The organism is Streptomyces zaehneri (genome assembly GCF_032248645.1).
Lineage (GTDB): Bacteria > Actinomycetota > Actinomycetes > Streptomycetales > Streptomycetaceae > Streptomyces > Streptomyces coriariae.
Map to the genome: position 1 here is coordinate 304,762 of NZ_JASTTJ010000005.1, position 22,075 is coordinate 326,836.

19 protein-coding genes and 1 pseudogene are annotated in these 22,075 nt (G+C 72.6%); 6 read left to right on the plus strand and 14 right to left on the minus strand.

Going from position 1 to position 22,075, the window contains the following annotated elements; translation table 11 throughout:
• Window positions 1-257: 257 nt before the first annotated feature.
• The 4 genes from QQM72_RS11550 to QQM72_RS11565 form a co-directional block, all read right to left on the minus strand.
• Window positions 258-1,868 (minus strand): sodium/solute symporter, encoded by a 1,611-nt coding sequence (locus QQM72_RS11550; RefSeq protein ID WP_314220741.1) that lies wholly within the window; start codon window positions 1,866-1,868, stop codon window positions 258-260.
• Entirely contained in the window at window positions 1,865-2,194 is a 330-nt protein-coding gene (locus QQM72_RS11555) for a DUF485 domain-containing protein (RefSeq protein ID WP_399076825.1), read from the minus strand. The genes QQM72_RS11550 and QQM72_RS11555 overlap by 4 nt, the downstream gene beginning before the upstream one ends.
• 431 nt (window positions 2,195-2,625) lie before the next feature.
• A complete protein-coding gene (locus QQM72_RS11560; RefSeq protein WP_314220743.1) occupies window positions 2,626-3,570 on the minus strand; it encodes an ornithine cyclodeaminase family protein in 945 nt (314 codons plus the stop codon).
• Window positions 3,567-4,337 (minus strand): IclR family transcriptional regulator, encoded by a 771-nt coding sequence (locus tag QQM72_RS11565; RefSeq protein WP_314220744.1) that lies wholly within the window; start codon window positions 4,335-4,337, stop codon window positions 3,567-3,569. Before QQM72_RS11565 ends, QQM72_RS11560 begins: the two co-directional genes overlap by 4 nt.
• 129 nt (window positions 4,338-4,466) lie before the next feature.
• Between QQM72_RS11565 and QQM72_RS11570 the strand changes: the two genes are divergently transcribed.
• From QQM72_RS11570 to QQM72_RS11580, 3 genes are all read left to right on the plus strand, one after another.
• The gene (locus QQM72_RS11570; protein ID WP_314220745.1) at window positions 4,467-5,798 is read left to right on the plus strand and encodes an amidohydrolase family protein; all 1,332 of its coding nucleotides are present in this window, start codon (window positions 4,467-4,469) and stop codon (window positions 5,796-5,798) included.
• Window positions 5,795-6,862, plus strand: coding sequence for a dipeptidase (locus tag QQM72_RS11575; protein ID WP_314220746.1), 1,068 nt, complete (start codon window positions 5,795-5,797; stop codon window positions 6,860-6,862). The genes QQM72_RS11570 and QQM72_RS11575 overlap by 4 nt, the downstream gene beginning before the upstream one ends.
• Window positions 6,863-6,949: 87 nt before the next feature.
• On the plus strand, window positions 6,950-7,297 hold the full coding sequence (locus QQM72_RS11580) for a PRC-barrel domain containing protein (RefSeq protein WP_314220747.1): 348 nt from the start codon (window positions 6,950-6,952) through the stop codon (window positions 7,295-7,297).
• A 44-nt stretch (window positions 7,298-7,341) separates the two neighbouring features.
• On the opposite strand, the gene QQM72_RS11585 is transcribed toward QQM72_RS11580, so the two are convergent.
• The 3 genes from QQM72_RS11585 to QQM72_RS11595 are packed head-to-tail and all read right to left on the minus strand — an operon-like array spanning window position 7,342 to window position 10,414.
• A complete protein-coding gene (locus QQM72_RS11585; protein ID WP_314220748.1) occupies window positions 7,342-7,734 on the minus strand; it encodes an STAS domain-containing protein in 393 nt (130 codons plus the stop codon).
• Window positions 7,731-8,825 carry a cobalamin B12-binding domain-containing protein gene (locus QQM72_RS11590; protein WP_314220749.1) on the minus strand — a complete coding sequence of 365 codons (1,095 nt, stop codon included), beginning with the start codon at window positions 8,823-8,825 and terminating at the stop codon, window positions 7,731-7,733. The genes QQM72_RS11585 and QQM72_RS11590 overlap by 4 nt, the downstream gene beginning before the upstream one ends.
• Window positions 8,825-10,414: a PP2C family protein-serine/threonine phosphatase gene (locus QQM72_RS11595; RefSeq protein ID WP_314220750.1), complete on the minus strand. Its 1,590-nt coding sequence runs from the start codon at window positions 10,412-10,414 to the stop codon at window positions 8,825-8,827. The genes QQM72_RS11590 and QQM72_RS11595 overlap by 1 nt, the downstream gene beginning before the upstream one ends.
• 406 nt (window positions 10,415-10,820) lie before the next feature.
• Between QQM72_RS11595 and QQM72_RS11600 the strand changes: the two genes are divergently transcribed.
• Window positions 10,821-11,189, plus strand: coding sequence for an amphi-Trp domain-containing protein (locus QQM72_RS11600; RefSeq protein WP_314220751.1), 369 nt, complete (start codon window positions 10,821-10,823; stop codon window positions 11,187-11,189).
• A gap of 159 nt (window positions 11,190-11,348) precedes the next feature.
• On the opposite strand, the gene QQM72_RS11605 is transcribed toward QQM72_RS11600, so the two are convergent.
• The 7 genes and pseudogenes from QQM72_RS11605 to QQM72_RS11635 form a co-directional block, all read right to left on the minus strand.
• Window positions 11,349-11,501 (minus strand): hypothetical protein, encoded by a 153-nt coding sequence (locus tag QQM72_RS11605; RefSeq protein WP_314220752.1) that lies wholly within the window; start codon window positions 11,499-11,501, stop codon window positions 11,349-11,351.
• A gap of 355 nt (window positions 11,502-11,856) precedes the next feature.
• Window positions 11,857-12,315, minus strand: a pseudogene (locus tag QQM72_RS11610) (SigE family RNA polymerase sigma factor); the annotation flags it as partial.
• Between the two features lie 346 nt (window positions 12,316-12,661).
• The gene (locus QQM72_RS11615) at window positions 12,662-12,925 is read right to left on the minus strand and encodes a DUF3253 domain-containing protein (protein WP_314220753.1); all 264 of its coding nucleotides are present in this window, start codon (window positions 12,923-12,925) and stop codon (window positions 12,662-12,664) included.
• Window positions 12,926-12,956: 31 nt separating this feature from the next.
• Window positions 12,957-13,394 carry an ATP-binding protein gene (locus QQM72_RS11620; protein WP_314220754.1) on the minus strand — a complete coding sequence of 146 codons (438 nt, stop codon included), beginning with the start codon at window positions 13,392-13,394 and terminating at the stop codon, window positions 12,957-12,959.
• A gap of 213 nt (window positions 13,395-13,607) precedes the next feature.
• Window positions 13,608-15,362 carry a glycoside hydrolase family 3 protein gene (locus QQM72_RS11625; protein ID WP_314220755.1) on the minus strand — a complete coding sequence of 585 codons (1,755 nt, stop codon included), beginning with the start codon at window positions 15,360-15,362 and terminating at the stop codon, window positions 13,608-13,610.
• A 131-nt stretch (window positions 15,363-15,493) separates the two neighbouring features.
• The gene (locus QQM72_RS11630; protein WP_314220756.1) at window positions 15,494-17,809 is read right to left on the minus strand and encodes a glycoside hydrolase family 78 protein; all 2,316 of its coding nucleotides are present in this window, start codon (window positions 17,807-17,809) and stop codon (window positions 15,494-15,496) included.
• A gap of 299 nt (window positions 17,810-18,108) precedes the next feature.
• Window positions 18,109-18,732: a TetR/AcrR family transcriptional regulator gene (locus tag QQM72_RS11635; protein ID WP_314220757.1), complete on the minus strand. Its 624-nt coding sequence runs from the start codon at window positions 18,730-18,732 to the stop codon at window positions 18,109-18,111.
• A gap of 248 nt (window positions 18,733-18,980) precedes the next feature.
• Here QQM72_RS11635 and QQM72_RS11640 point away from each other — a divergent pair, with 248 nt between their 5' ends.
• A complete protein-coding gene (locus QQM72_RS11640) occupies window positions 18,981-20,468 on the plus strand; it encodes an MFS transporter (protein ID WP_314220758.1) in 1,488 nt (495 codons plus the stop codon).
• Window positions 20,469-20,536: 68 nt separating this feature from the next.
• The gene (locus QQM72_RS11645; protein WP_314220759.1) at window positions 20,537-22,039 is read left to right on the plus strand and encodes a glycoside hydrolase family 43 protein; all 1,503 of its coding nucleotides are present in this window, start codon (window positions 20,537-20,539) and stop codon (window positions 22,037-22,039) included.
• Window positions 22,040-22,075 lie beyond the last annotated feature (36 nt).

Genomic DNA, 22,075 nt, shown 5'->3' on the forward strand with positions numbered 1-22,075 from the left:
CAACAGGAGTAACGATCATGCTCGGCCCGGGGACACGGCCGCGTCCGGCCTTCGGCCCGCTGCTCTCCCCGCGGCCCAAGTCCCGGGCGCCGGGCGTGTCCCGGCCGTCGGGCATGTCGAGGTCGCCGCTCCGGTGCGGGTCCAGCCCCGTCCGGTCCAGCCCGGTGCGGGTCCAGCCCCGTCGGTCCAGCCCGGTGCGGGTCCAGCCCGGTCCGGTCCAGGCCGGTCCGGTCCAGGCCCGGCCGGTTCGGGCGGGTTCAGCGGCTCCTGGGGCTCGGCGGTCCGGCGAGGAGGACGGCTTCGATGGCGGCGTAGCGCTCCCGTTCGCGTGCGGTCGCCTTCCTGCCGGACAGAACGGTCCCGAGCAGGCCGCAGAGGAAGCCCGTCGGTACCGAGACGAGAGCCGTGGTCGTGAAGGGGAACCAGTTGAAGTCGACTTCCGGGAACGCTGATCCGGGAGAACCGGAGACGAGGTTGGTGCCGGTCATCAGGACGAGAACGCTGACCGACCCGCCGATGAGCGTGCACAGCAGGCCGGCCCGGGTGAAGCGCCGCCAGAAGAGGCTGTAGACGAGGGCGGGGGCGATCGACGACGCCCCGAGGCAGAAGGAGACGGTGGCGAGCGGCTGGAGACTGCGGTGCTGGGCGATGACGGCGAGCACGATGACGGGGAGGCCCACGGCCAGGGCGGCCAGCCGCGCCAGGGCCATCTCGCGCAGCGGCGAGACGTTCGGGCGGGCCGCGGCGATGTCGTGGGCCAGGGAGTTGGCGCAGGCCAGCGTCATGCTGGCCACGGAGGCCAGGAGGGTCAGGAAGATCGCCGTCGTGACGGTGGCGAACAACAGGCTCTCCGGGCGGGACAGGTGCATGCCGAACGCGGCGCGCGAACCGAGCAGGTAGGCGGTGTTGCCGCGGGGGTCGGCTCCGGCGACGCCCGCGCGCCCGATGAGGGCCGTGGCGCCCACGCCGATGACGGTGATCACGGCGATGAACAGGGTGACCGTGGAGATCGCCCAGGACATCGCGCGGCGCACCTGGGGAGCACTGCCGGCGGTGTACATCCGCATGGTGACGTGCGGCAGGCAGGCGCCGCCCAGCACGATGGCGCACTGGGTGCTCACCATGTCGAGGCCGCGGTGCGGGCCGTTGGCGAACTGCAGGCCGTAGCGCAGGAAGTTCTCCTCGGCGCCGCTGCCGTGCGCGGCGGTCTGGAACAGGTTGCGGGGGCTCCAGCCGAAGGTGTGCAGGATGAGACCGGCGACGACGAGGCCGGAGCCGAGCAGGATCACCGTCTTGAGGATCTGGATCAGGGCGGTGCCGCGCATGCCCCCGATGGCCGCGTAGCCGATCATCAGGGTGCCCGCTCCGACGACGCAGCCGGTCCGCATCGCACTGTCGGAGAAACCGAGGACGTACGCCAGCAACTGGCCCACCCCGGCCAGTTGTACGACCATCATCGGCACCAGCGAGGCGAGGGTGACCACACACACGGTGATGCGCACCGCGCGGCCGGGCAGCCGTCTGCCGAGCGCGTCGGCCATGGTGAACCGGCCGGTGTGATGCAGGGGTTCGGCCAGCAGGACCATCAGGAGCAGCAGGGACAGCACGGTGCTCAGGGCCAGTACGACACCGTCGTAGCCGCACAGCGCGATGACCCCGCCGATGGTGAGCACGGTGGCGGCGGAGATGTAGTCGCCGGCGATGGCGAGGCCGTTGCGCAGGGGCGACAGGGAGCGGTAGCCGGTGTAGAACTCGTCGAGGTCGTCGCGGTCGGGACCGGTCAGCACGCACAGCATGAGCGTCAGGGCCACGACACTCGAGAACGCCACCAGGGACCAGGACTGAGCGGAGCCGTCGAAGTCCGTCACGGCCGTGGCTCCTCGGGCGGGACGGGATCGGGTCGGCGGTGTACGCGCCGGGCCAGCGGGTCGACGTACCGGCGCGCCGTGTACTCGTAGAGGAGCACGGCCAGCCAGGTGACCGGCAGTTGGACCAGGGCGAGGCAGAGTCCGGTGGGAAGGCCGCCCGGGGCGAGGCGGGTCATGACGGAGGGGGCTTCGACGGTGAGGGTGAGGAAGACGGCGAAGTAGCCGAGTGCGGCGAACGTGGCGACGCGCCGCTGCCAGCGGCAGGCCCGGCGCAGCCGGCGGAGGTCGCGGTGCCTGCCCGTCCACTGCTGGGCACGTTCCGGCACACGCGACTCGGCCGGCAGGCGCGTGTCGGCCGGCAGGTATGTCTCGTCCGGCGGGGCGGCCCACCGTGGGGTGGCGGTGGGGGAGGCGTGCCGTCCGGGCCGGTGCCGCGCCGGGTATAAGTCCGAGCTGTCGGAGGACATCCCAAGATCTCCTACTGGGTCGTGGGCCCCAAGAGGTGCGGCCCGCGCGAACATGGGGAGGGGGTTCGTGTGTTCGGGTCACCGCACGCTATGCGGGTGTCGGACCGTGCGCAGAGACTTCCCGGAACTCCCTGATGAGGACCGCTGCGGCGCTCTGACCTCGGATGTTGTGGGAGTGGCGGGTGTGGTGAGGGGGCACGGCGGTGCTGTGCCGGGCCGCGCGGGTCGCATCGTCCGAACGGGTGCAGGGAGAGGCCCGTGGGGATGCGGCGGCTCCGGGCACCGACGCGCTAGCGGGGCGCCTCGTCCGTACGGCGGCGGCCGGTCGCCGTGCGGTGGACGACGTGTGCGGCGGCCACGTCCAGGGCGGCGTGGCCGGTGGACTTGAAGACGGTGAGCTGGTCCTGGGATGTCCGGCCGGGCGCCTCGCCGCTCAGGACGGAGCCGAGGAGGACGACGAGGCTGTCCTTCGGCAGCCCCTGCAACTCGTGGGCGCCGGAGGGCGGGGGAGTGGCGGCGGCGCCGGGCCATTCTGTGAAGAGTGCGGCGTCCCGGATGGTGTCGTCGTCGAGTTCGGGTCCGTGGGAGCCGCCGACCGAGCTCACATGGGTGCCCGGGGCGAGCCATGCGCGGCGCAGGACGGGCCGGGTCGCGCCGGTGCAGCAGTACACGGTGGACGCCTCGCGTACGGCGGTCTCGATGCCGTCCGTCGCACGGCCCGCCGGGTGCAGGGCGGCCAGCGCGCGGGCCGCTTCGGGGTCGCGGCCGGTGACGGTGACGGGTTCGGCCGGGCGCAGCGCGGCGAGGAGGGAGACCTGGGCCCGGGCCTGGGCGCCGGTCCCGACGACCACGACGGGTCCGGGCCGGGCCAGGGCCCAGGCGCTGTGCGTGGCTGCCGCCGCGGTGCGCCAGGCCGTCACGGGCTCGGCGTCCATGACGGCCAGGGGGCGGCCGTCCTCGGCGTCGAAGAGGGCCACGATGCCCCGGTGGGTGCTGCGTCCGGGGCGGGCCGGGTCGGCGAACACCGACACGAGTTTCGCCGCGAGGCCGAGACCCGGCACGTATCCGGGCATGGTGCCCAGCAGACCGCCGGGCGCGAAGGCCGCTATCCGGGGCGGCGCGGACACCGTGTCCCGGGCCACGGCGACGAGCGCGTCGGACACGGCGGCCATCAGGCGGCGCGGGTCGAGGGCCGCAGCGGTGGCCGCCCGGTCGAGGACGAGGACGTCGTTCACGCGCCGCTCGCCGTGCCCGGGCCGGACAGCAGGCCGCACAGGGTGTCGACCGCCGAGGCGAGTTCGTCCCGCAGGCGGCGCATCCGGGGTTCGTCGATCTCGGCATCCGGGCCGACCACCGTGACGGCGCACACCGGTGCCCCGGGGACCGGGACGACGGCGCGGCTCAGCGAGGCGACGAACTGCTCGTTGCGGCCGTGCTCGACGGCGAACCCGTCGGACTCGGTCCGCTCGAGGTCGGCGAGCAGCCCCGTGTCGCCGTCCAGGGGATGTCCGGCCCTGCGGGCCACGTCGAGGTAGGGGCCGCGTGCCTGCGGGGGCAGGGCGGCCACCAGGGCGAGGGGGCCGGCGAACCGGTGGACGGGCAGCGCCTCGTCCCGGAGTGTGCTGATCATCGCCAGCCGGTCCGGGCGGATCACGTCCACCACCCGGGAACCGTCGTTCTCGAGGACCTGGAGGTTGACCATCATGCCGGTGCGCGCGGAGAGGTCCTCCAGCACCGGGCGGGCCAGCGAGGTCAGCGAGTTGTGCGCCGCCCGGGCCGACAGGCGCAGGACGGCGGTGCCCGGCAGATACCGGTCGTCGACGCGCAGCACCCAGCCGCGGCGGACCAGGTCCACGAGGACCCGGTACGCGGTGGCCCGGTGCAGCCCGACCTCGTCGGCGAGGTCGGTGAGCCGGGGCGGCCGGGGGGCACGGGCGACGGCCTCGACCAGGTCCAGCGCCTTGTCCACGGCCGTTCGCGTTGTTTGCGTCGCCTGCGGCATCGAAACCCTTCCCGGTGACCGGACGGACCGTCCCGGCGAGGCGTGTCCGACACCGGGATTCGGGGGTAGGGTATCGCGTGTTTCGAGTAGCGAGAGAGTTGTTACGTAGAGCGTAACAGATCGAGAGTGGTGACCTTGACGAACGAGAGTTCCGTGGCGGCGAACCCCTTCGCGCCGCCCGAGGCCGGCGAGTTGGTGGTCTACCGCGGCCTCACGCTGTTCGACGGGACCGGCAGCGCGCCCCGGCCCGCCGTGTCGCTCGTCGTGGACGGCTCCGTGATCCGGTCCGTCGCGGACGAGACGGACGTGGCGGCCGCCCTCGCCGACGGTGCCGAAGTCGTCGATCTCACCGGTCACTTCGTCACGCCCGGCCTCATCGACGCGCACCAGCACCTCGCCACTCCGCCCGATCGTCCGGCCGCCGAAGCGGTCCTGCGCCGCCTCGTCCACAGCGGCGTCACGGCCGTGCGGGACATGGCGGACGACCTGCGTCAGGTGGGGGACCTCGCGCGGGCCGCGCTGGTGGGCGAGATCGCCGCCCCGGACATCCACTACGCGGCCCTGATGGCAGGTCCGGGCTTCTTCGACGACCCCCGCACCCACCAGGTGACCCAGGGCGCCGTCCCCGGACACGTGCCCTGGATGCAGGCCGTCACCGACACGACCGACCTCCCCCTGGCCGTGGCCATGGCCCGCGGAACCCACGCGTCGGCCATCAAGGTCTACGCCGACCTGGAGGCGGGCCTCGTCGCCGCCATCACCGCCGAGGCGCACCGGCAGGGCATCCCGGTATGGGCGCACGCGGCCGTGTTCCCCGCCACGCCCGGCGAGGTCGTCGCGGCCGGCGTGGACACCGTCTCGCATGTGACCCTGCTGGCCCACGAGGCCGCCACCGAGCCGCTGACCAGTTACAAGCACAAGCCGGCCGTCGATCACGAGAGTCTGGTCACCGGCGAGGACGCGCGGCTCGACGGGCTCTTCGCCCGGATGCGGGAGCGGGACGTCGTCCTGGACGCGACCGCCGGCATGTGGGCGAGCGCGGAGCTCGCCGGCGACGACCCGGAAAGCGCCGAACATGCGCGCCGGCAGACCGAGTTGGCCATCGCCCTCACGGCGCAGGCGCACCGGGCGGGCGTGGCGCTGGCCACCGGCACCGACTACGAGACCGCTCCCGGCGAGCCGTTCCCCGCCCTCTACGAGGAACTCGCCTTCCTGGTGAAGCGGTGCGGCATCCCGGCCCCGGACGTGCTCCGCTGCGCGACCCTCGTCGGCGCCCGCAGCGCCGGCGCCGCACACCTGACGGGCAGCGTCGAGCCGGGCAGACTGGCCGACTTCGCGGTCTTCGCGCGAGACCCGCTGGCCGACATCGACCACCTGCGCACCATCACCCTCACCGTCAAGCGGGGCCGCCGCTTCCCGCGCGCCGCCTACGCCACCACCCCGTCCCGGGAGACCCGTTGACCGGCACGCCCCTGATCATCAACGCGCTGGGACAGCTCGACAACCCCAACGCCCCGCAGTCGAGGGAGGCGGCGGGAGACCTCAACCCGACCAGCGAGCAGTACACCGTCGACGCCCGGACGCTGGCCGACGCGAGAGCCTCCGGCCTGACCGCCGTTAACATCACCCTGGGCTATGTGATGGGCGACCTGCCGCCCTACGAGCACACCCTGCACGAGATCGACATCTGGGACGGCGTCATCGACCGGCACCCGGACGACCTGCTGAAGGTGACCGGCGTCGCCGACATCCGCACGGCCGCCCGCGACGGACGCGTCGGCGTCATCTACGGCTTCCAGAACGCGGTGGCCGTCGGGGACGACGCCGGCCGGATCGCCACCTTCGCCGAACGCGGTGTGCGCGTGGTCCAGTTGACCTACAACCAGGCCAACCACCTCGGCGGCGGCTCGACGGCACCGTCCGGCACGGGGCTGACCGCGTTCGGACGCGAGGTGGTCGACGCCCTCAACGACCACCACCTCATGGTCGACCTCTCGCACAGCGGTGAGCGGACCTGTCTCGACGCCGCCACGCACTCCCGGGTCCCCGTGTCGATCAACCACACCGGGTGCCGTGCGCTGACCGATCTGCCCCGCAACAAGACCGACGAGGAACTGCGTCTGGTGGCCTCCCGCGGCGGCTTCGTCGGCATCTACTTCATGCCGTTCCTCAGCCCGACCGGCCACGCGCGCGCCGCCGACGTGGTCGAGCACATCGCGCACGCCGTGGACGTCTGCGGCGAGGACCACGTCGGCATCGGCACCGACGGGCCCGTCACCGCGATCGACGACCTCGACGCCTACCGGGCCCGGCTGGCCGAGCACGTGGCGCAGCGCCAGGAGGCCGGGGTCTCCGCGGCCGGCGAGCGGGCGGACACCTACCCCTTCGTGGTCGACCTGCGGGGCGTGGACCAGTTCCGCGAGCTGATACGGCTGCTGGAACAGCGCGGCTACTCCTCCGGCCGCATCGAGAAGATCATGGGGCGCAACTTCGTCGACTACGCGGAACGGGTGTGGACGGCGTAGCCCCGCGACGTACGCCGTGACGATTCCCGCACGTCTGCCACCCGCCTGAGCGGGCACTAGCAGGAACAGGACGACAGGGAGGACACCGTGAGCCAATACCGCGCACACCACGTGCCGACCGCCGGCCACACCCCGGACGACGACCTGACCGGATACCAGGTCGACGCCACGGACGGTCACGTCGGCAAGGTCAGCAAGTACTCCAGGGACCTCGGCCCGCGCTTCCTGGTGGTGCACACCGGCCTGTGGGTATTCGGCAAGGACGTGGTGATCCCGTCGGGCGACGTCCTGGGCATCGACCACGACGCCCGCATCGTGCAACTGGCCCGGACGAAGGCACAGGCCAAGTCGGCACCCGTCTTCGACGCCGACACGTACCTGGGCGATCCGCGCCACCGCGACCAACTGGGCGGCCGGCACGGATCCGGCCACTGACAGAAGCGGCCCGCACCCTTCGAAGGGTGCGGGCCGCTCGCCGTTCAGGGGATCGCAGCCTCTGGAGAGCCCGCTCCGTGTGCCTGTTGCGTCAAGTGGCCCATGACGCCGGTGACCTCGAGCAGGCGGGTGAAGTGGGTGGGCTGGTGGTGCAGATGCAGGGTGATGCCGGCCGGGTGGGTGCGGCGGCGCAGGGCGAGCAGGGCGGACAGGCCGCTGGAGTCGAAGGCGGTGAGATCCGTCCAGTCCAGACGCAGGTGGCGCAGGGCCGGGCCGTGCTGTTCGGCGTGTGCGTCCAGCAGCTCGTCCACGGCGGGAGTGAACTCGTCGCCGGTGTCGTAGTCGAGGCAGCCGTGGATCGCCACACGCAGCGTGTGCGTGTCGGCGGCCTGGACGGTCAGGGTGAACTCCGCCGGCGGACAGGGGGTGGAGGTCATGCGGTGATTCCCGGGCCGGAGCCGGTGGGCATCGCGGGCAGGGTGTCGGTCGCCGCCTTCAGGACGCCGAGGGCGCGGGGGTAGTCGCGCAGCTGATCGGCCAGGATGTCCAGCCCCAGGCGCAGGCTGCCGGCGGGCACCCGGCGGGCCGTGAGGATGTCCGCGGTCCAGGTGATGAACGTCGTGAACAGGGCGGCGTCGTCGACGTAGAGGGCGGTGGCCAGGAAGTCCACGATGTGGGCGAGGTCCTCGGCGGTCCGTTCGCGCTGCGCCGGGGTGTAGGACCGCATGGCCGGCCAGCGGTCCTCCATGGCGGCCAGCGACTGCCGGACCAGTCCGGTACGGCTCTGCCTGATGAAGGTGTACTCCTGATCGGCGAGATGGGGCAGGTCGTCGATCTGCTGCCGCTGCTGCGCCCGGTGCCCGGTCAGGCCCTGAGCCAGGAGGTCCGCGGCGGTGCGGGCGTCGGGCGCCCAGGCATCGGCCTGGATGAGGCGGGCGTAGCGGCCGTCCGCGGCGAAGGCGGCGCCGCCGACCATGACGGGGATGCCGAGGGACTGCACGGCGGTGACCGCCTGGTGCGCGGTGGGCAGGTGGGTGGGGATCGAGGCCGACAGCAGCACGGCGGCGGGGTTGGTCCGGTGCAGGTGCGCGATCAGTTGCGGGGTGGGTGTGCGGGCGCCGAGGAAGTCCACCCGCCAGCCCCGCAGGGTGAGGAGTTCGGCCAGGAACCGGGCGGGAAGGGCATGCCATTCGCCGTCCACGCAGGCAACCGTGACGCGCCCCCGTTCGGGCCGGCCGGTCGGGGGCGCCGGGTGGTCGGCCAGGGCGGTGATGACCCGGTCGGTGATCGCGCTGGCCGCGTGTTCCTCGGCCACGCTGATGCGGTTGGCGGCCCACTCCATGCCGACGCGGTGCTGCACGCCGGCGACGACGTCCAGCAGCAGCGCCTCGCGTGTCTCACCGTCGGCTCCCGCGTCTGCCGCGGTAGTCACCAGCCGCAGCGCGGCCGGCTCGTCCCGGCCGATCACCGCGGTCCACAGCCGATCCGACAGCCCCCGCAGGCTCGTGTCGACTCCTGCGCCCGCCATCACGGCTCCCTCAGGTGTGGGTGGCGGCCCTCGAGTCCGTCCGCGACCCGCGGCGTGCCGTGGCCGCCGCCGACAGGATTGGTGATCGCGAGGGTGGCCATGTCGTCATGGCGGTCACTCTCCAACCACTGCGCGGCCAGCATCTGCACCCGCTCGACCACCGCCTCGGCAGGCATCCGCGCACACTCGCGCAGGGCGTCCCGCAGCCTTGCCTCGCCGTAGAGCTGATCGCCCAGCGGGCCGCCGCGGGCTTCGGTGATCCCGTCCGTGTACAGCAGACAGGTCTCCCCGGGTGCCAGCACCACGTCGACGCCGCGCATCCGGACGTCGGGCAGCGCGCCCACGAGCGTGCCGCTGGTGTCGGCCTCCTCCACCCGGCCGTCGCCGCGGACGATCAGCGGCGGCAGATGCCCGGCGCTGGTCAGCCGCAGCAGCACCTGCTCCGAACTCCGTCGTACGGAGGCCAGCACCAGGGTCGCGAACCGGGTGGTGTGGGAGTTGAGCAGTGCGCCGTTGAGGAGGCTGAGCACCTGCTGGTGGTCACCGGACAGGGGCAGCAGGGCATGCAGCACGCTGCGGATCTTCCCGGTCAGGACGGCGGCCTCCAGGCCCTTGCCGGCCACATCGCCCAGGACGACGAACGTTTCGTCGGTGGGCTCCGCACCGGGGTGGACGTCGTAGAAGTCCCCGCCGACCCGCTCATGGTCCTGCGACGCCCGGTAGGCCCCGGCGTATTCGACACCGTGCACGCGTTCCAGCCGCGGCGGCAGCAACTCCCGCAGCAGCGTGGCCGTGATCGACGCCTGCTCGGCGTACAGGCGCGCCGCCGACAGAGCGGCTCCGGCCCGTGCGGCGAACAGCCGCGCGAAGACCTCCTCGCCGTCCGTGAACGCCCGGTGGGTGCTGGACCGCAGCAGGATCAGCACCCCGGCCGGCATCCCGTGTCCGGGCAGCGGAGTGACGATCACCGACCCGATCGGACGGTCGAAGCCCGGTGGGACCACCCAGCCCGGGAGATCGTCCGGGTCGAGCCACCGCGTGGGGACCGGTGGGAAACCCTGGAGCGCTTCTGCGAGTCCGGGAACCGATCCCGCGTCGATCGGCACCGTGACCTGGGTGACCTCACCGCCCACCTGCGCATAGGTCAGCGCATGGCGGCGCCCTTGAGCGGGCGCGACGATGACCGCCGCGTCGGCGAGATGATCAGCGGCCATCCGTGCCGTCACCTCCGTGCACCGGTCCACGTTCAGCGACGACAACAGGGCACCGGAGATCTCGGCGAGCAGCCCGGCCCGCTCACGTTCACTGTGCAACGCCTGCTCGGCGAGGCGGAGATCGGTGTTCTCCACCAGCCACCACACCACGTCCCCGCCCTCGGTGGGCGAGGGGTGCGCCACGAACGTACGGCCCGCCACGGCACCCGAGACGGCTCCCGACGGCCCTCCGGTCGTCCGCAGGCGGCCATGGGCCTCCGCGAGCCAGCGCGGCAGGCCTTCCGCCGCGATGCTCTCGTCGGTCCGATCGAAGAGCAGGCCGCGCGCGGCCTCGTTCGTCTCGACGACGTCCCCGCCGCGGTCGAGGACGAGCACGGGGTAGGGGGCGTCACTCCACGCGGTGCCGACGCCCAGGCGTGGACTGCCAGAGGTATCTGGAGAAGGAGTCACAAGCGGGGGAACGCATCGCGCGTGCCCCACCACCTCTCTGCCGATGGAAAAGATTGCCGTCGGGCAACCATCTCGCATCCGCCAAACCTATGCAACGCCCGGCCCCATCTCGCACAAGGTCACCACTTGCCCGCATACCGTTCCCCCATCCACGCAGGGCCCGGCGGCCCGCTCACGTCGGTTCAGCTCCCGGTGGCAGCGTCCCGTCCGCCGGCGACCGGACTTCCCCCGGGCCGCCCCCGGTCCACGGTGGGGTCGCACAGGATGTCCGATGGCGCGCATGACCCCAGAATTGGCGTTATGTGTTGTTCTTGCCGGATCGGAGGCGTTCATGAAGGACCTCAAGTTCGAGCAGAAGCGTTCGCTGTCACGCCTGGAGGCGGCCGACCAGCTCACGGCGCTCGCGGCTGCGCTGAGGGAGGGCGGGGATGTGGAACTGGAGTTCGGTCCCGGAACGCTGAGCCTGCGGATCCCCGACGAGCTGCGCACCGAGATCGAGGTCGAGGTCGGCGGCGGGGAGATCGAGCTGGAGTTCGAGTTCAAGTGGCCGACCGCGCCGACCCGGGCGGCGCCGGCACAGGAGGTCGCGAGCACCGAACGACCCGTGAGCCGGAAGAAGGCGCCCGCCGGGCCTGGTCGGAGCGGTGCGGGCGCCGGTAGGAGCAGAAGCGCGAAACCGTCCGGGACGAAGACGTCCTGAGCTGTGCCGCGGGCTCCGGGGGCCGGTACGGCGTGTGCGGTGCGTCGAGTGCGCCGAGGCTAGTGCGTCGAGCGCGGTGAGTGGAGTCGAGTCCGGGGCGAGCGGGCGGGCGGATGGGCAGTCACCGCGATTCGTGCGGGCGGGCGGGCAGGTGGGCGGTCACCGCGATTCGTGGTGGTCGACGCGGCACCGGCGGCCGAGCTCCGCCTGGCTCGCGGGCCCGAACTCGTGCAGTGCCGCCAGGATGCGGTAGTGGTATCCGCGTGCCCCGGAGGCGGTGAAACCGCCGAACACCAGCCGGCGGGCGTGCACGGCCAGCTGGGCGCCGCGACGGCCGCTCGTCGCCGTGCCGGCACTACCGGGCGAGCAGCCAGGACCGGCTGGTGGCGATGGTCCTGAGTTCCTGGGCCGTGATCAAGGGGGCGGCGCCGCTCTTCCTGGACGTCGGACTCGGAGCGTTGTAGGCGCAGACGGACATCCACCGCCCGTTCACCCGGAGTGCGTCGACCCGGAGCTGGACGACTCCCGGCTGCTGGCCGGGCAGTTGCCGGGTGCCCACCTTGGTGCCGTCGGGCAGGGTCTCGTTCCACGCCTCCTTGTCGCCGGCGGTCCGGGTGGCTTCGATGTAGGTCCGCCGGCCACTCTTGGAGTCGACGACCACGACATGGCAGCGGGTGCGTACGGCCGCGGAGCTCACGTTCATCGCGTCGGCGGTGTCCTCCACACTGCGGTCCTCCCAGTACCGCAGCACCACCACCGCCCGGTCCTTGGGCGGCAGTTCCCGCAGGGCCTGGAGCAGTGCGAGCCGCAGGGCCGGGTCGTCCGTGCTCCGGGCCGCCGGGGCGTCCGGCAGCTCCGCCAGCGGGCGCTCGGCCGCGGAGTACCTCCGACGGTGTGTCAGGAAGATGCGGACGAGAACGGTCTGGGCGTACGCCGCAGGGTTGTCGATCCGGGACACCCGGCCCCACAGGGTGTACATCCGGCTGAGCGTCTCCTGCACCAGATCCTCGGCGAGGTGTGTGTCTCCGCTGGTGAGCAGGCATGCGGAGCGGAGCAGGTGCCCGGCGCGTCCGGTGGCGAACTCCATGAACTCATCTGTCCGGGACGATGTCCGGGACCTTCGCATTCCCACCACCCCTCGGCGCCTTTCCGTTGGCCTACACCTCACAGACGCGGTGGACCGGGGCAAATGTTTCAGACGAGTTCGGCGAGCGTCCGGCGAGGTGAGCGCGGGGAGGGGCGAGTGGGTTTCGAGCGGGGTGGTGGAGGGTCGGTGGACAGGAGGAGCGCCGAAGGCCGTGGGGAGGTGGGGGCTTGGGGAGCGAGGTCGCTCGGGATGCGGTGGTGGTGGCGTCTGTGCCTGCCGACCGGCGTGCCGATGTACAGGAGGGGCAGGGCAGGTCTGCCGGAACGGCGGGGCCTGAGCGGGAGCTCCGGCTACCGCCCGCCGCGCAGCCCTCCGGTGGAGGTCGTCAGCGTGTCCGGCGGATCCTGATCGGACCACGGGCCGTCGTCGGGTCGACGGGCTCTCCGCCCTGGGTGATCTCCACCCGACCCGCCCGGGACAGCCGTCGGGCCGCGGCACGCGTGGGCTCCATCAGCCGTCGCCATCCGTCGCCCGAACCGTGGTGGACCGACCGGGCGACCTCGGACGGGCAGAGCGACGCGTCCGGCCGCCGCCGTGCCAGGAGGTCCAGGATGGCGTGTTCGAGCCGCTCGCCCTCGTCGGATGTCATGGGTTGGCTTCCCTCTCGGTGACCGGACCGCTCATCCCGGGCCGGTCGCTCCGGGCGCGGCGGCCGGGGGTGCTTGAAAGCAGGCGGTGATGCTCTTGCCGCGAGGGCAGGGATAGGCCTCCCATTTGTCGGCGAGGGCGTCTACCAGCAGCAGACCGCGCCCGCCGGGGGCGCTTGTGCCCGGATCACGCGGCTCGGGCAGCCGAGGCGAGTCGTCATGCACGGTGACGTGCAGGCACTCCTCGTCCCAGGTGAGGATCAGCTGCGCCGCGCTACGGGCATGCACGTGGGCGTTGGTGACCAGCTCGGACACCGCCAGCAGGATCGAATCCACCAGATCCGGTGCCGTCCGCGTCCAGCCGAGCGTGGCCACATGCGCACGCGTCCACTCCCTGGCGACCTTCACCCCGCTGCTCACCGGGAGCGAGCGCGCCCATCCGACAGCCTTCAACGGTGAGTCCTTCGTCATGCTCTCTCCTTGGGCCGACCAGCCGGGTCCGTGTCCCGGGTGCCCGGAAACCCCAGGTCCACGCTGGGCACAAGGGGAGGGCACGGGCGGGGACGCGCGCGATGCCGGGGCGTCGAGCCCCGACACCCCGGCGGATCCGTTCAGCGCTGTGTCCGGACCCCGTCGGCGGCGGATGGCGATGGCCTCACGCCCCGGCGGCGGATGGCGATGGCCTCACGCCCCGGCTGTGTAGCGCAGGCCGTGGCCGAAGGGGTAGAGCGGGTCGGTGCTCTCCTGGGGCACGTCGGGGTGTCCTGCCTCGACCTCGGCCATGGAGCGGGGGAGTTGGAAGGGCAGCGAGCCCTCCGGCACGGCCCGGCCGAACAGGAGGTCGAGCAGGGCGCGGTCGCCGGTGCCGTACACGGCGAGGAGCGCCGCCGAGCGGTCGGCGATCTCGGGGATGACGGCCGGGCGTTCCAGGTGGATCGCCACGACGGTGGGTACCGCGTCGAGCAGGCGGAGGATCTCCTTGAGGCGCTCCTCGGGGAAGTCGAGACGGCCGGCGTGGAAGAAGGACTCGAACAGTCCGGGCCGGGGTTCGTACGGCGTGGTCAGGCGCAGCACCGCGAGGTCGGCGTCGGCGGGGTCGGCGACGAGGTCGGCGTACTCGGCGGCCGCCGTCGGATCGACGCCCTCGACGTAGAGACGGGGCCTGCCGGACAGGGGCAGCGGCCCGCTCTTGAGCAGGGTGGCCGAGCGGCGCTGGGCGACCTCGCCGGCGGCGTGGAAGTCTGCGTGGCCGACGATCTCCTCGGCGGCGTCGGGATCGACGTAGCGCCGGTCGTCGAACAGGCCCAGGCGGAACTTCTCGCCGAGCAGCCGGACCACGGAGGCGTCGAGCCGCGACTCCTCGAGCCGGCCCGTGCGCACCAGGTCCACGATCAGTTCGGGGCAGGACTCGCCGCCGACCTGGTCGGCGCCCGCGTGCAGGATCTTCAGCAGTCGCTCGGCGGGGGAGAGGTCCTCCACGCCCCAGGCCCGCGCCAGGTGCGGCTCGCCCATGACCAACTGGTCGGTGACCAGGCCCCAGTCGGTGCAGACGATGCCGTCGAAGCCCAGCTTCTCGCGCAGCAGTCCGGTGATGATGCCGCGGTTGAAGCCGAAGCCGACCTCCTCGTGCTCGGTGCCGACGGGCATGCCGTAGTACGGCATGACCTGGGTGGCGCCCGCGGCGATGGCGGCCTTGAAGGGCAAGAGGTGGTAGTCGAAGAAGCCGCCGGGGTAGATCTGCTCCTTGCCGTAGGGGAAGTGGGGGTCCTCGCCGTCCTTCTGGGGTCCGCCTCCGGGGAAGTGCTTGACCATCGCGGCGACGCTGTCGGCGCCGAGGCCGTCGCCCGGCCCGCTCAGTCCCTCGATGTAGGCGGCGACGAGTCGTGACGTCAGGTCGGCGTCCTCGCCGAACGTGCCCGAGCCGCGCGCCCAGCGGGGCTCGGTCGCCAGGTCGATCTGCGGGTGCAGGGCGACCCGCAGACCGACGGCCAGGTACTCGCGGCGCACGGTGTCCGCGTACCGCCGTACGAGGTCGGCGTCGCCGACGGCGGCGAGGCCCAGCGACTCCGGCCACTGGGAGAACGGGCCGGCCAGCATCGCGGTGCCCGGGTTGTCGGTGAAGGCGTGGCGGGGGTCGGTGGAGAGGGTCACCGGGATGCCGAGGCGGGTGTCGGCCGCCAGTTGCTGGACATGGTTGTGCAGGTCGGCCATCTGGCGAGGACTGCCGGCTCCGAGCAGGTTGAAGTGGGACATCAGGCTCTCGGACATCATCTCCTCGGCGGTGCGCCCGGCGGGTGCGGGCCGGTCGCCGATGCCGATGACGTGGTGGAAGAGCAGTCCGGCCTTCTCCTCGACGGTCATGCGCGCCAGCAGGTCGGCCACGCGCTCGGTGACGCTGTGCCGGGGGTCCTGGTACGGGTGGTTCACTGCGTGCTCCATGGGTGGGGGTTCGCGGGTGGGGGAGTACGGGGCGGCGCGGGGCCTAGGCCGAGGCCGGAGAGTGGCGGTGGCGAGACGCCGTGCGAGGGCGGCCGCGCGTACGGCGGTCTCCGTGCCCCTGCGGCCGTGGGTCATTTCTGTGGCGGTAGCCGGGGCTGTCGCTGCGGAAGCGGGGTGTGGAAGGAGTGCCGTCCGGGTCCCGCGGTCACGGGTTCGGCGCCCGGCAGGTCGACGAGGGCGGAGGTTTCCGGCGGAACGAGGAGGTCCAGCAGGAGCAGGCCGCCCTCGACGCGCCAGGCGGTCTCGGCCCGGCCGTACGGGGTCTCGTGCGCGGCGCGGGCCCAGGTGAGGCCGCCGCCCGGGCGGGGACGGACCAGGAGCCGGCGGTAGCCGGGTTCGGCGGGGGCCAGACCGGCGACGGTGCGGTGCATCCAGTCGGCGACCGCTCCGAGGGCGTAGTGGTTGAAGGAGGTCATCTCGCCGGGATTGACGCTGCCGTCGGGAAGCATGCTGTCCCAGCGCTCCCAGACCGTGGTGGCGCCCATGTCCACCTGGTACAGCCAGGACGGGCCGGAGCGCTGCGTCAGCAGCCCGAAGGCGGTGTCCACGTGTCCGGTGTCGGTCAGCGCGTCGCACACCAGCGGGGTACCGAGGAACCCGGTGCCGATGCGGTGCTCTCCCGACGCCACGAGGTCCGCGAGCCGGCGTCCGGCCTCGGCGCGTTCGGCGTCGTCCTCCAGCAGTCGGAAGCACAGGGCGAGGGCGTAGGCGGTCTGGGTCTCCTCCACCAGCCGCCCGCCCCCGGCATGGAAACGGTGCCGGAAGGCCTCGCGGACCGAGTCGGCCAGGGCGCCGTAGTGCTCGGCGTCGTCCTTCTCCGCCAGCACGTGGGCGGTACGGGCCAGCAGCCGGGCCGAGTGCGCGAAGTACGCGGTGGCGACCAGGCTGGAGGAGGTCGTCGACCGCCCGGGGTCGTCGGCGGGTGCGGCCGGGTCCAGCCAGTCGCCGAACTGGAAGCCCTCACCCCAGATCCGGCCGTCCCCGGCGAGGCGGTCGACCGCGTCGACCCAGCCGCGCATGGAGGCGTACTGGGCGCGCAGCACCTCGGTGTCGCCGTAGCGCTCGTACAGCACCCAGGGGACGATCACGGCCGCGTCGCACCATCCGGCCATCGGCGGATTGCCCGGCGGGATCTCGACGGGGGTGATCACCGGGATGTCGGGGCTGAACACCGGCGGGACGCCCCGCTCGTCCTCGCCCTGGTCGGCGGCCAGATCGCACAGCCAGGAGCGCAGGAACGCGCGGACGTCGTAGAGGAAGGCGGCGGTGGGGGCGAAGACCTGCACGTCACCGGTCCAGCCAAGCCGCTCGTCGCGCTGCGGGCAGTCGGTGGGGACGTCGAGGAAGTTGCCGCGCATCCCCCACACCACGTTCTCGTGCAGCCGGTTCAGCGAGGCGTCGGAGCAGGAGAACCAGCCGGTGGGGCGCAGGTCGCTGTGCAGGACGACGGCCTTCACGTCGGCCGGGGCCGGCTCCCCGGGCCAGCCGTCGATCTCGGCGTAGCGGAAGCCGTGGAAGGTGAAGCGGGGTTCCCACACCTCGCCGTCCGCGTCGCCGCGCAGGGTGTAACGGTCGGTGGCGGTGGCGTGCCGCAGCGGACGGGTGCACAGCTCGCCGTCCTCCAGGACCTCCGCGTGCCGCAGGGTGACGGTTCGGCCCGCTTCGCCCCGGACGCGGATGCGCAGCCGTCCGACCAGGTTCTGGCCGAAGTCGACGAGGGTGCGGCCGGTGGGGGAGGTGGTGACGGCGACCGGGGTGACGGACTCGATTCGGCGCACCGGCGGGCTGTCGGCCTCGAAGAGCACGGAGGCGTCGAACGGCAGGAGCCGCACCGGCGGCCAGGCCGAGTCGTCGAAGCCGGGCTCGCTCCACCCGGCCTGCTCGCGGCGCGCGTCGTACTCCTCGCCCTCGTACAGACCCGCCGCGGTCACGGGCCCGGCGCTCCAGCGCCAGTCCCCGCCCGTGGTGACGGTGTGGGCGCTGCCGTCGGCGTACTCGATCCGCAGCTCGGCGAGCAGGCCGGTGTCCTCGCCGTAGATGTTCCGGGTGCCGCCGTTGAAGCCGAGCAGCCCCCGGTACCAGCCGTCCGCCAGATGCGCTCCCCAGGCGTTGGCCCCCTCGCGCAGCAGGTCCGCCACGTCGAAGACCTGGTAGCGGTGGCGGTGGCGGTAGCTCGTCCAGCCGGGGGCGAGGACGTGGTCGCCCACCACGGCGCCGTTGAGTTCCAGCTCGTACACGCCGAGCGCGGTGACGGAGAGCCGGGCCGCTCTGACCGCTGCCCGCACGGTGAACTCGCCGCGCAGCAGAGCGGCCGGCCGGGCCGCGGTGGCGGACGGCCGTGCCGGTCGGGAGGGGGAGATGACGCGGGCGGTCCAGGGGTGGGGCATGTCGAGTCCTCGGCGCCGTGGGCGTGGGCGTGGGTGTCGGGTGCGTGGGTCCCGTGGGACGGAGATGAGCAGGCTCGATCATGCGCGCCAATACCTAGTGGGCGCTAGGTGTTGGCCTGTGTGACGTGAGTCATACGGCGTGATTGGGTAGGGATGTGCATGTCGTGTACATGACATCTCGGTGCGGTCGGGGGGCGACGGTGGGTCCTTGCTGTGCCCGAGGGTGCCGTGTGTCGGGTCGCTGCCTGTCGGGGCGCTGTGCGTGAGGGCTCGCCCCGGGCTGTCCTGCCCGAGCTGCCCTACAGCCCCTGGCCGTCGGCGGAGATGGAGCGCATCAGCCGGTCCAGGTGGGCGTGCATCACCGGGACGAGATCGAAGGAGCGGCCGGAGGCGAGCCACTGCTGCCGCAGTCCGGCGTCGACGGCGGCGCATTCGCGCGCGATGCCGTCGTGGTCCAGGCCGGGCAGGAGTTCGCCGTTGTGGCTTCCGGCGCGCAGTCGCTCCGCGAGCTCCCTCACGCCCTTCTCCTGCCAGTGGGCGAAGAACTCGTGGGCCGGATGGTCCGGCGCGGTCGCCTCGGCGGAGACCACGACGGCGAGTTCCACCATGCCCGGCATGGTGAGCGTCTCCGCGGTGTCCTCCACGTGGCAGCGGAACGCGTCCCGCACCGACTCCGACACCCGCTGCCACTGGGTGTCCATGCGGTCGTGCCAGTGCTCGACCACGGCCAGCAGGAGCTGCTGCTTGTCGCGGAAGTGGTGCAGCAGCCCGGCGTCGGTGATCTCGGCGTCCCGGGCGATACGGGCGAGGGAGGTCTTGCGGTAGCCGTCCTGCCCGAAGCGCAGCAGGGCCGCCTCGAGAATCTGGGTGCGCCGTGCCCGGCCTGCCGTGTAGCCGCCGCGCGGTCCCCTGGGTGTCGCCATGGAAGAACGGTACCGGGGTGCCGTGCGGCGTCCATGACGGGTCGTGAGCGCCCGGTGTGCGTGTGACATGGGTCACTCTACGAACACCTAGTAAGCACTAGGTGTTCGGGTCATCATCGACGTCACGCGACGACGGATTGCCGCGCTGTCACCTCCCGGTGAGCGACGTGTCACGGCGGGTTCGATCCTCCGCGCACCCCCACATCTGCTCTGACTCCCTTCGGCACCTCCGTGAAAGGAGGGCTGGCATGACACCGACGTCGCCAAGCCCCTCGCTCGACATCGCGCCGTCCGCCAAGACCGGCGGAGGCTGGAACCTCCGCCTGGTCGCGGTGCTGATCGCGCTCGCCTGGCCCACCCAGCTGCTGGCCGCCGGCGGCATCCTCGGCGCCAACGCCACCGCGAGCGTCGCGCAGAGCTTCCACACCACTCAGGTGGCGTGGTTCGGCCTCACGCTCACCCTGGTGACCATCCTGCTGACGCCGTTCGCCATCAAGTTGGGCGACCTGTACGGCAGGAAGCGCGTCATGCTCGCCATGATGGCGCTGGGGGCCGGCGGCGAGGCGCTGGCCGCTCTGGCCGGAGACTTCTGGCTGGTGCTGGTCGGCCGGGCTATCGCCGGGTTCTACGGCCCGTTCGGCGCGCTCTCCTTCGCCGCGGTGCGCGACATCTTCCCGCGTCGGCTGGTCAAGTCGGCCAGCGGCATGATCGGCAGCGGCGTCGGACTCGTTGCCCTCGGCACCCCCTTCCTCGCGGGATGGCTCGTCGACCACTGGGGCTACCGCGGCGCCCTGTGGTTCCTCGCCGCCGCCACCGCCGTCGCGTTCCTGCTGGTCGCCCTGGTCGTGCCGGAGACACCGCGGCACGCCTTCGACCCGGGCTTCGACTGGACGGGCGGACTGGTCCTCGGCGGCGGTCTCACCGCCGTGATCTACGCCGTCGGCCAGGGCCAGAGCTGGGGCTGGACCGACGTCCGCACGCTCGGCTGGCTCGGTGCCGCCGCCGCCGCCCTGATCGCGTTCCTGTTCGTCGAGCGGGCCAGCGCCCACCCCATCCTCGACCTGACCGTTCTGCGCCGGCGCCCCGTGGCCCTGGCGCTCACGGCCGGCGGCCTCGCGCAGACCGTCGCGTTCACGATGCCGGGACTGGCCATTCTGCTCGCCCTCTTCCCGCACATCCCCGGCGTCTCGGCCGGACTGGGATGGACGGCGCAGCACAACGCCGTGGTCAGCGTGAGCTGGAACCTGGTGATGTTCGGGACCGGCATCCTCGTCAGCCGCTTCCTGCGCAGCCTGGACCCGCGCAAGGTGTGGATCGCCGGCCTGACGGTGATGGCCGCCGGCTACGCGCTCGTCGGCTTCTTCCACGGCAACGAGCTGGAACTCTCCCTGACCTCCTGCGTCGCCAACATCGGCGCCGGTGTCGTGGTGGCGGGAGCGCCGGTGCTCGTGGTCGGCGTCGTCTCCCGTGACGAACAGGGACTGGGCAGCGGCATGCTGAACATGCTGATCAGCCTCTTCGGCGCCATCGTCACCGCCGGCGCGTACGCCCTCCTCAGCGCCCACAGCACCGTGGTCGACGGCACCGCCTTCTACCAGGACGCCGGTTACGCCTGGGTCTTCTGGCTCGGCGCCCTCGTCACGCTCCTGGCCCTGGCGCTCTCCCTGTTCATCCCGCCGCTGCGTGATCCCGAGACCGAGGACGCGGTGGAGGCGGTGGACGAGGCCGCAGTCTGAGCGGGCCGTACGCCCACCTCCGCCCCGCACCTCACCCCGCCCGCTTCCGACCACCGGAAAGTCACGCCGTGCAGCTGCCCGTCCGCCCGGTCCTCCCCGGATTCCATCCCGACCCCAGCGTCTGCCGGGTGGGAGACGTGTACTACCTCGCCAACTCCAGCTTCGAATACGCGCCGGGTGTGCCGATCCACCGGTCGACCGACCTGCGCACCTGGGAACATCTCGGCCACGCGCTCGACCGGCCGTCGCAGTTGCCGCTGGCGGGGGTGTCGGCCTCCGGAGGCATCCTGGCGCCGACCCTTCGCCATCACGACGGCCGCTTCTGGATGATCAGCACCCTGCTGGTGGGCGAGCCGAGGATGTTCCTGGTCACCGCCGAAGACGCGGCCGGCCCCTGGTCGGACCCGGTGTGGATCCCCGACGCGCTGGGCATCGACCCCGACCTCGCCTGGGACGACGACGGCGCCTGCCTGCTGACCTGGACCCGCTTCGGCGAGGGGATCGTGCAGGCCGTGCTGGATCCGCGGACCGGCGCCCTGCTCACCGAGCGACGGCGGCTGTGGCAGGGGACGGGCGGCAAGTTCCCCGAGGGCCCGCACCTGTATCGCGTCGGCGCGCTCTGGTACCTGCTCATCGCCGAGGGCGGCACCGAACGCGGTCACGCCGTCACCATCGCCCGGGGGCCATCGCCGTCCGGCCCCTTCGAGGCGTGCCCCGGCAATCCGATCCTCACCGCGCGCGGCAGCGACGCCCCCGTCCAGAGCACCGGTCACGCGGACCTCGTGCGGCGTCCCGACGGCACGTGGGCCATGGTCTACCTGGGCGTGCGGCCGCGCGGCAGCAGCCCCGAGTGGCACGTACTCGGCCGGGAGACCTTCGCCTGCGAGGTGCGCTGGAGCGAGGGCTGGCCCGGCACGGCCGCACCGATCCAGCCGGACGCCGCACCGGCTTTCACCGAGCACCTGACGGAAGCGGGGGAGCCCCTGCCGCCGTCCTGGGTGGCGCCCGGCGCGTTCCCCGCCGACGTGCTGAAGGCGACGGACCAGGGCCTGCGACTGACCGCGACCGCCGGCCCGGCCTTCGTGGGCCGCCGTCAGGAACACCTCCACCTGCGGGCGCGGGCAACGGTGGTCACCGACGGGAGGGCCGGGGGACCCGGCGGAGCCGGAGGACTGGAGCTGCGGATCGACGCCCGCCACGCGGTACGCGTCGAAGTGGCGGACGGCCGTGTCCGTGCCGTCGCCCGGATCGGCGCGGCGCACGCGGTCCTGGGCGAAGCCGCCGCCACAGGGGCCGCCACCGGCGGGACGACCCTCGAACTGCGCGTCGTACCGCACAGCGCCGCCACGCCCTTCGGGACCGACTTGGGGCCCGACGAAGTCGTGGCCGGCCTGCACGGCGCGGACGGATTCCGGGAACTCGGCCGCATCGACGGCCGGTACCTCTCGACCGAGGTCGCCGCGGGCATGACGGGCCGGACGGTCGGACTCACCTGCTCCGAGGGCGAGGTGCTGTTCCGCTCGTTCACCTACGGCGGGGCCGACGATCCGGAGGCTCTGGACGGACGGTGAGAGCGGTCCCCGTTCGGGGAACGCGGAGGAAGAACG

Bases quoted from the DNA above. Each gene is read 5' to 3' on its own strand.
- QQM72_RS11565 (WP_314220744.1), bottom strand. From the start codon at position 4,337: ATGCCGCAGGCGACGCAAACAACGCGAACGGCCGTGGACAAGGCGCTG.
- QQM72_RS11585 (WP_314220748.1), bottom strand. From the start codon at position 7,734: ATGACCTCCACCCCCTGTCCGCCGGCGGAGTTCACCCTGACCGTCCAG.
- QQM72_RS11590 (WP_314220749.1), bottom strand. From the start codon at position 8,825: ATGGCGGGCGCAGGAGTCGACACGAGCCTGCGGGGGCTGTCGGATCGG.
- QQM72_RS11600 (WP_314220751.1), top strand. From the start codon at position 10,821: ATGAAGGACCTCAAGTTCGAGCAGAAGCGTTCGCTGTCACGCCTGGAG.
- QQM72_RS11615 (WP_314220753.1), bottom strand. From the start codon at position 12,925: ATGACATCCGACGAGGGCGAGCGGCTCGAACACGCCATCCTGGACCTC.
- QQM72_RS11620 (WP_314220754.1), bottom strand. From the start codon at position 13,394: ATGACGAAGGACTCACCGTTGAAGGCTGTCGGATGGGCGCGCTCGCTC.
- QQM72_RS11625 (WP_314220755.1), bottom strand. From the start codon at position 15,362: ATGGAGCACGCAGTGAACCACCCGTACCAGGACCCCCGGCACAGCGTC.
- QQM72_RS11630 (WP_314220756.1), bottom strand. From the start codon at position 17,809: ATGCCCCACCCCTGGACCGCCCGCGTCATCTCCCCCTCCCGACCGGCA.
- QQM72_RS11635 (WP_314220757.1), bottom strand. From the start codon at position 18,732: ATGGCGACACCCAGGGGACCGCGCGGCGGCTACACGGCAGGCCGGGCA.
- QQM72_RS11640 (WP_314220758.1), top strand. From the start codon at position 18,981: ATGACACCGACGTCGCCAAGCCCCTCGCTCGACATCGCGCCGTCCGCC.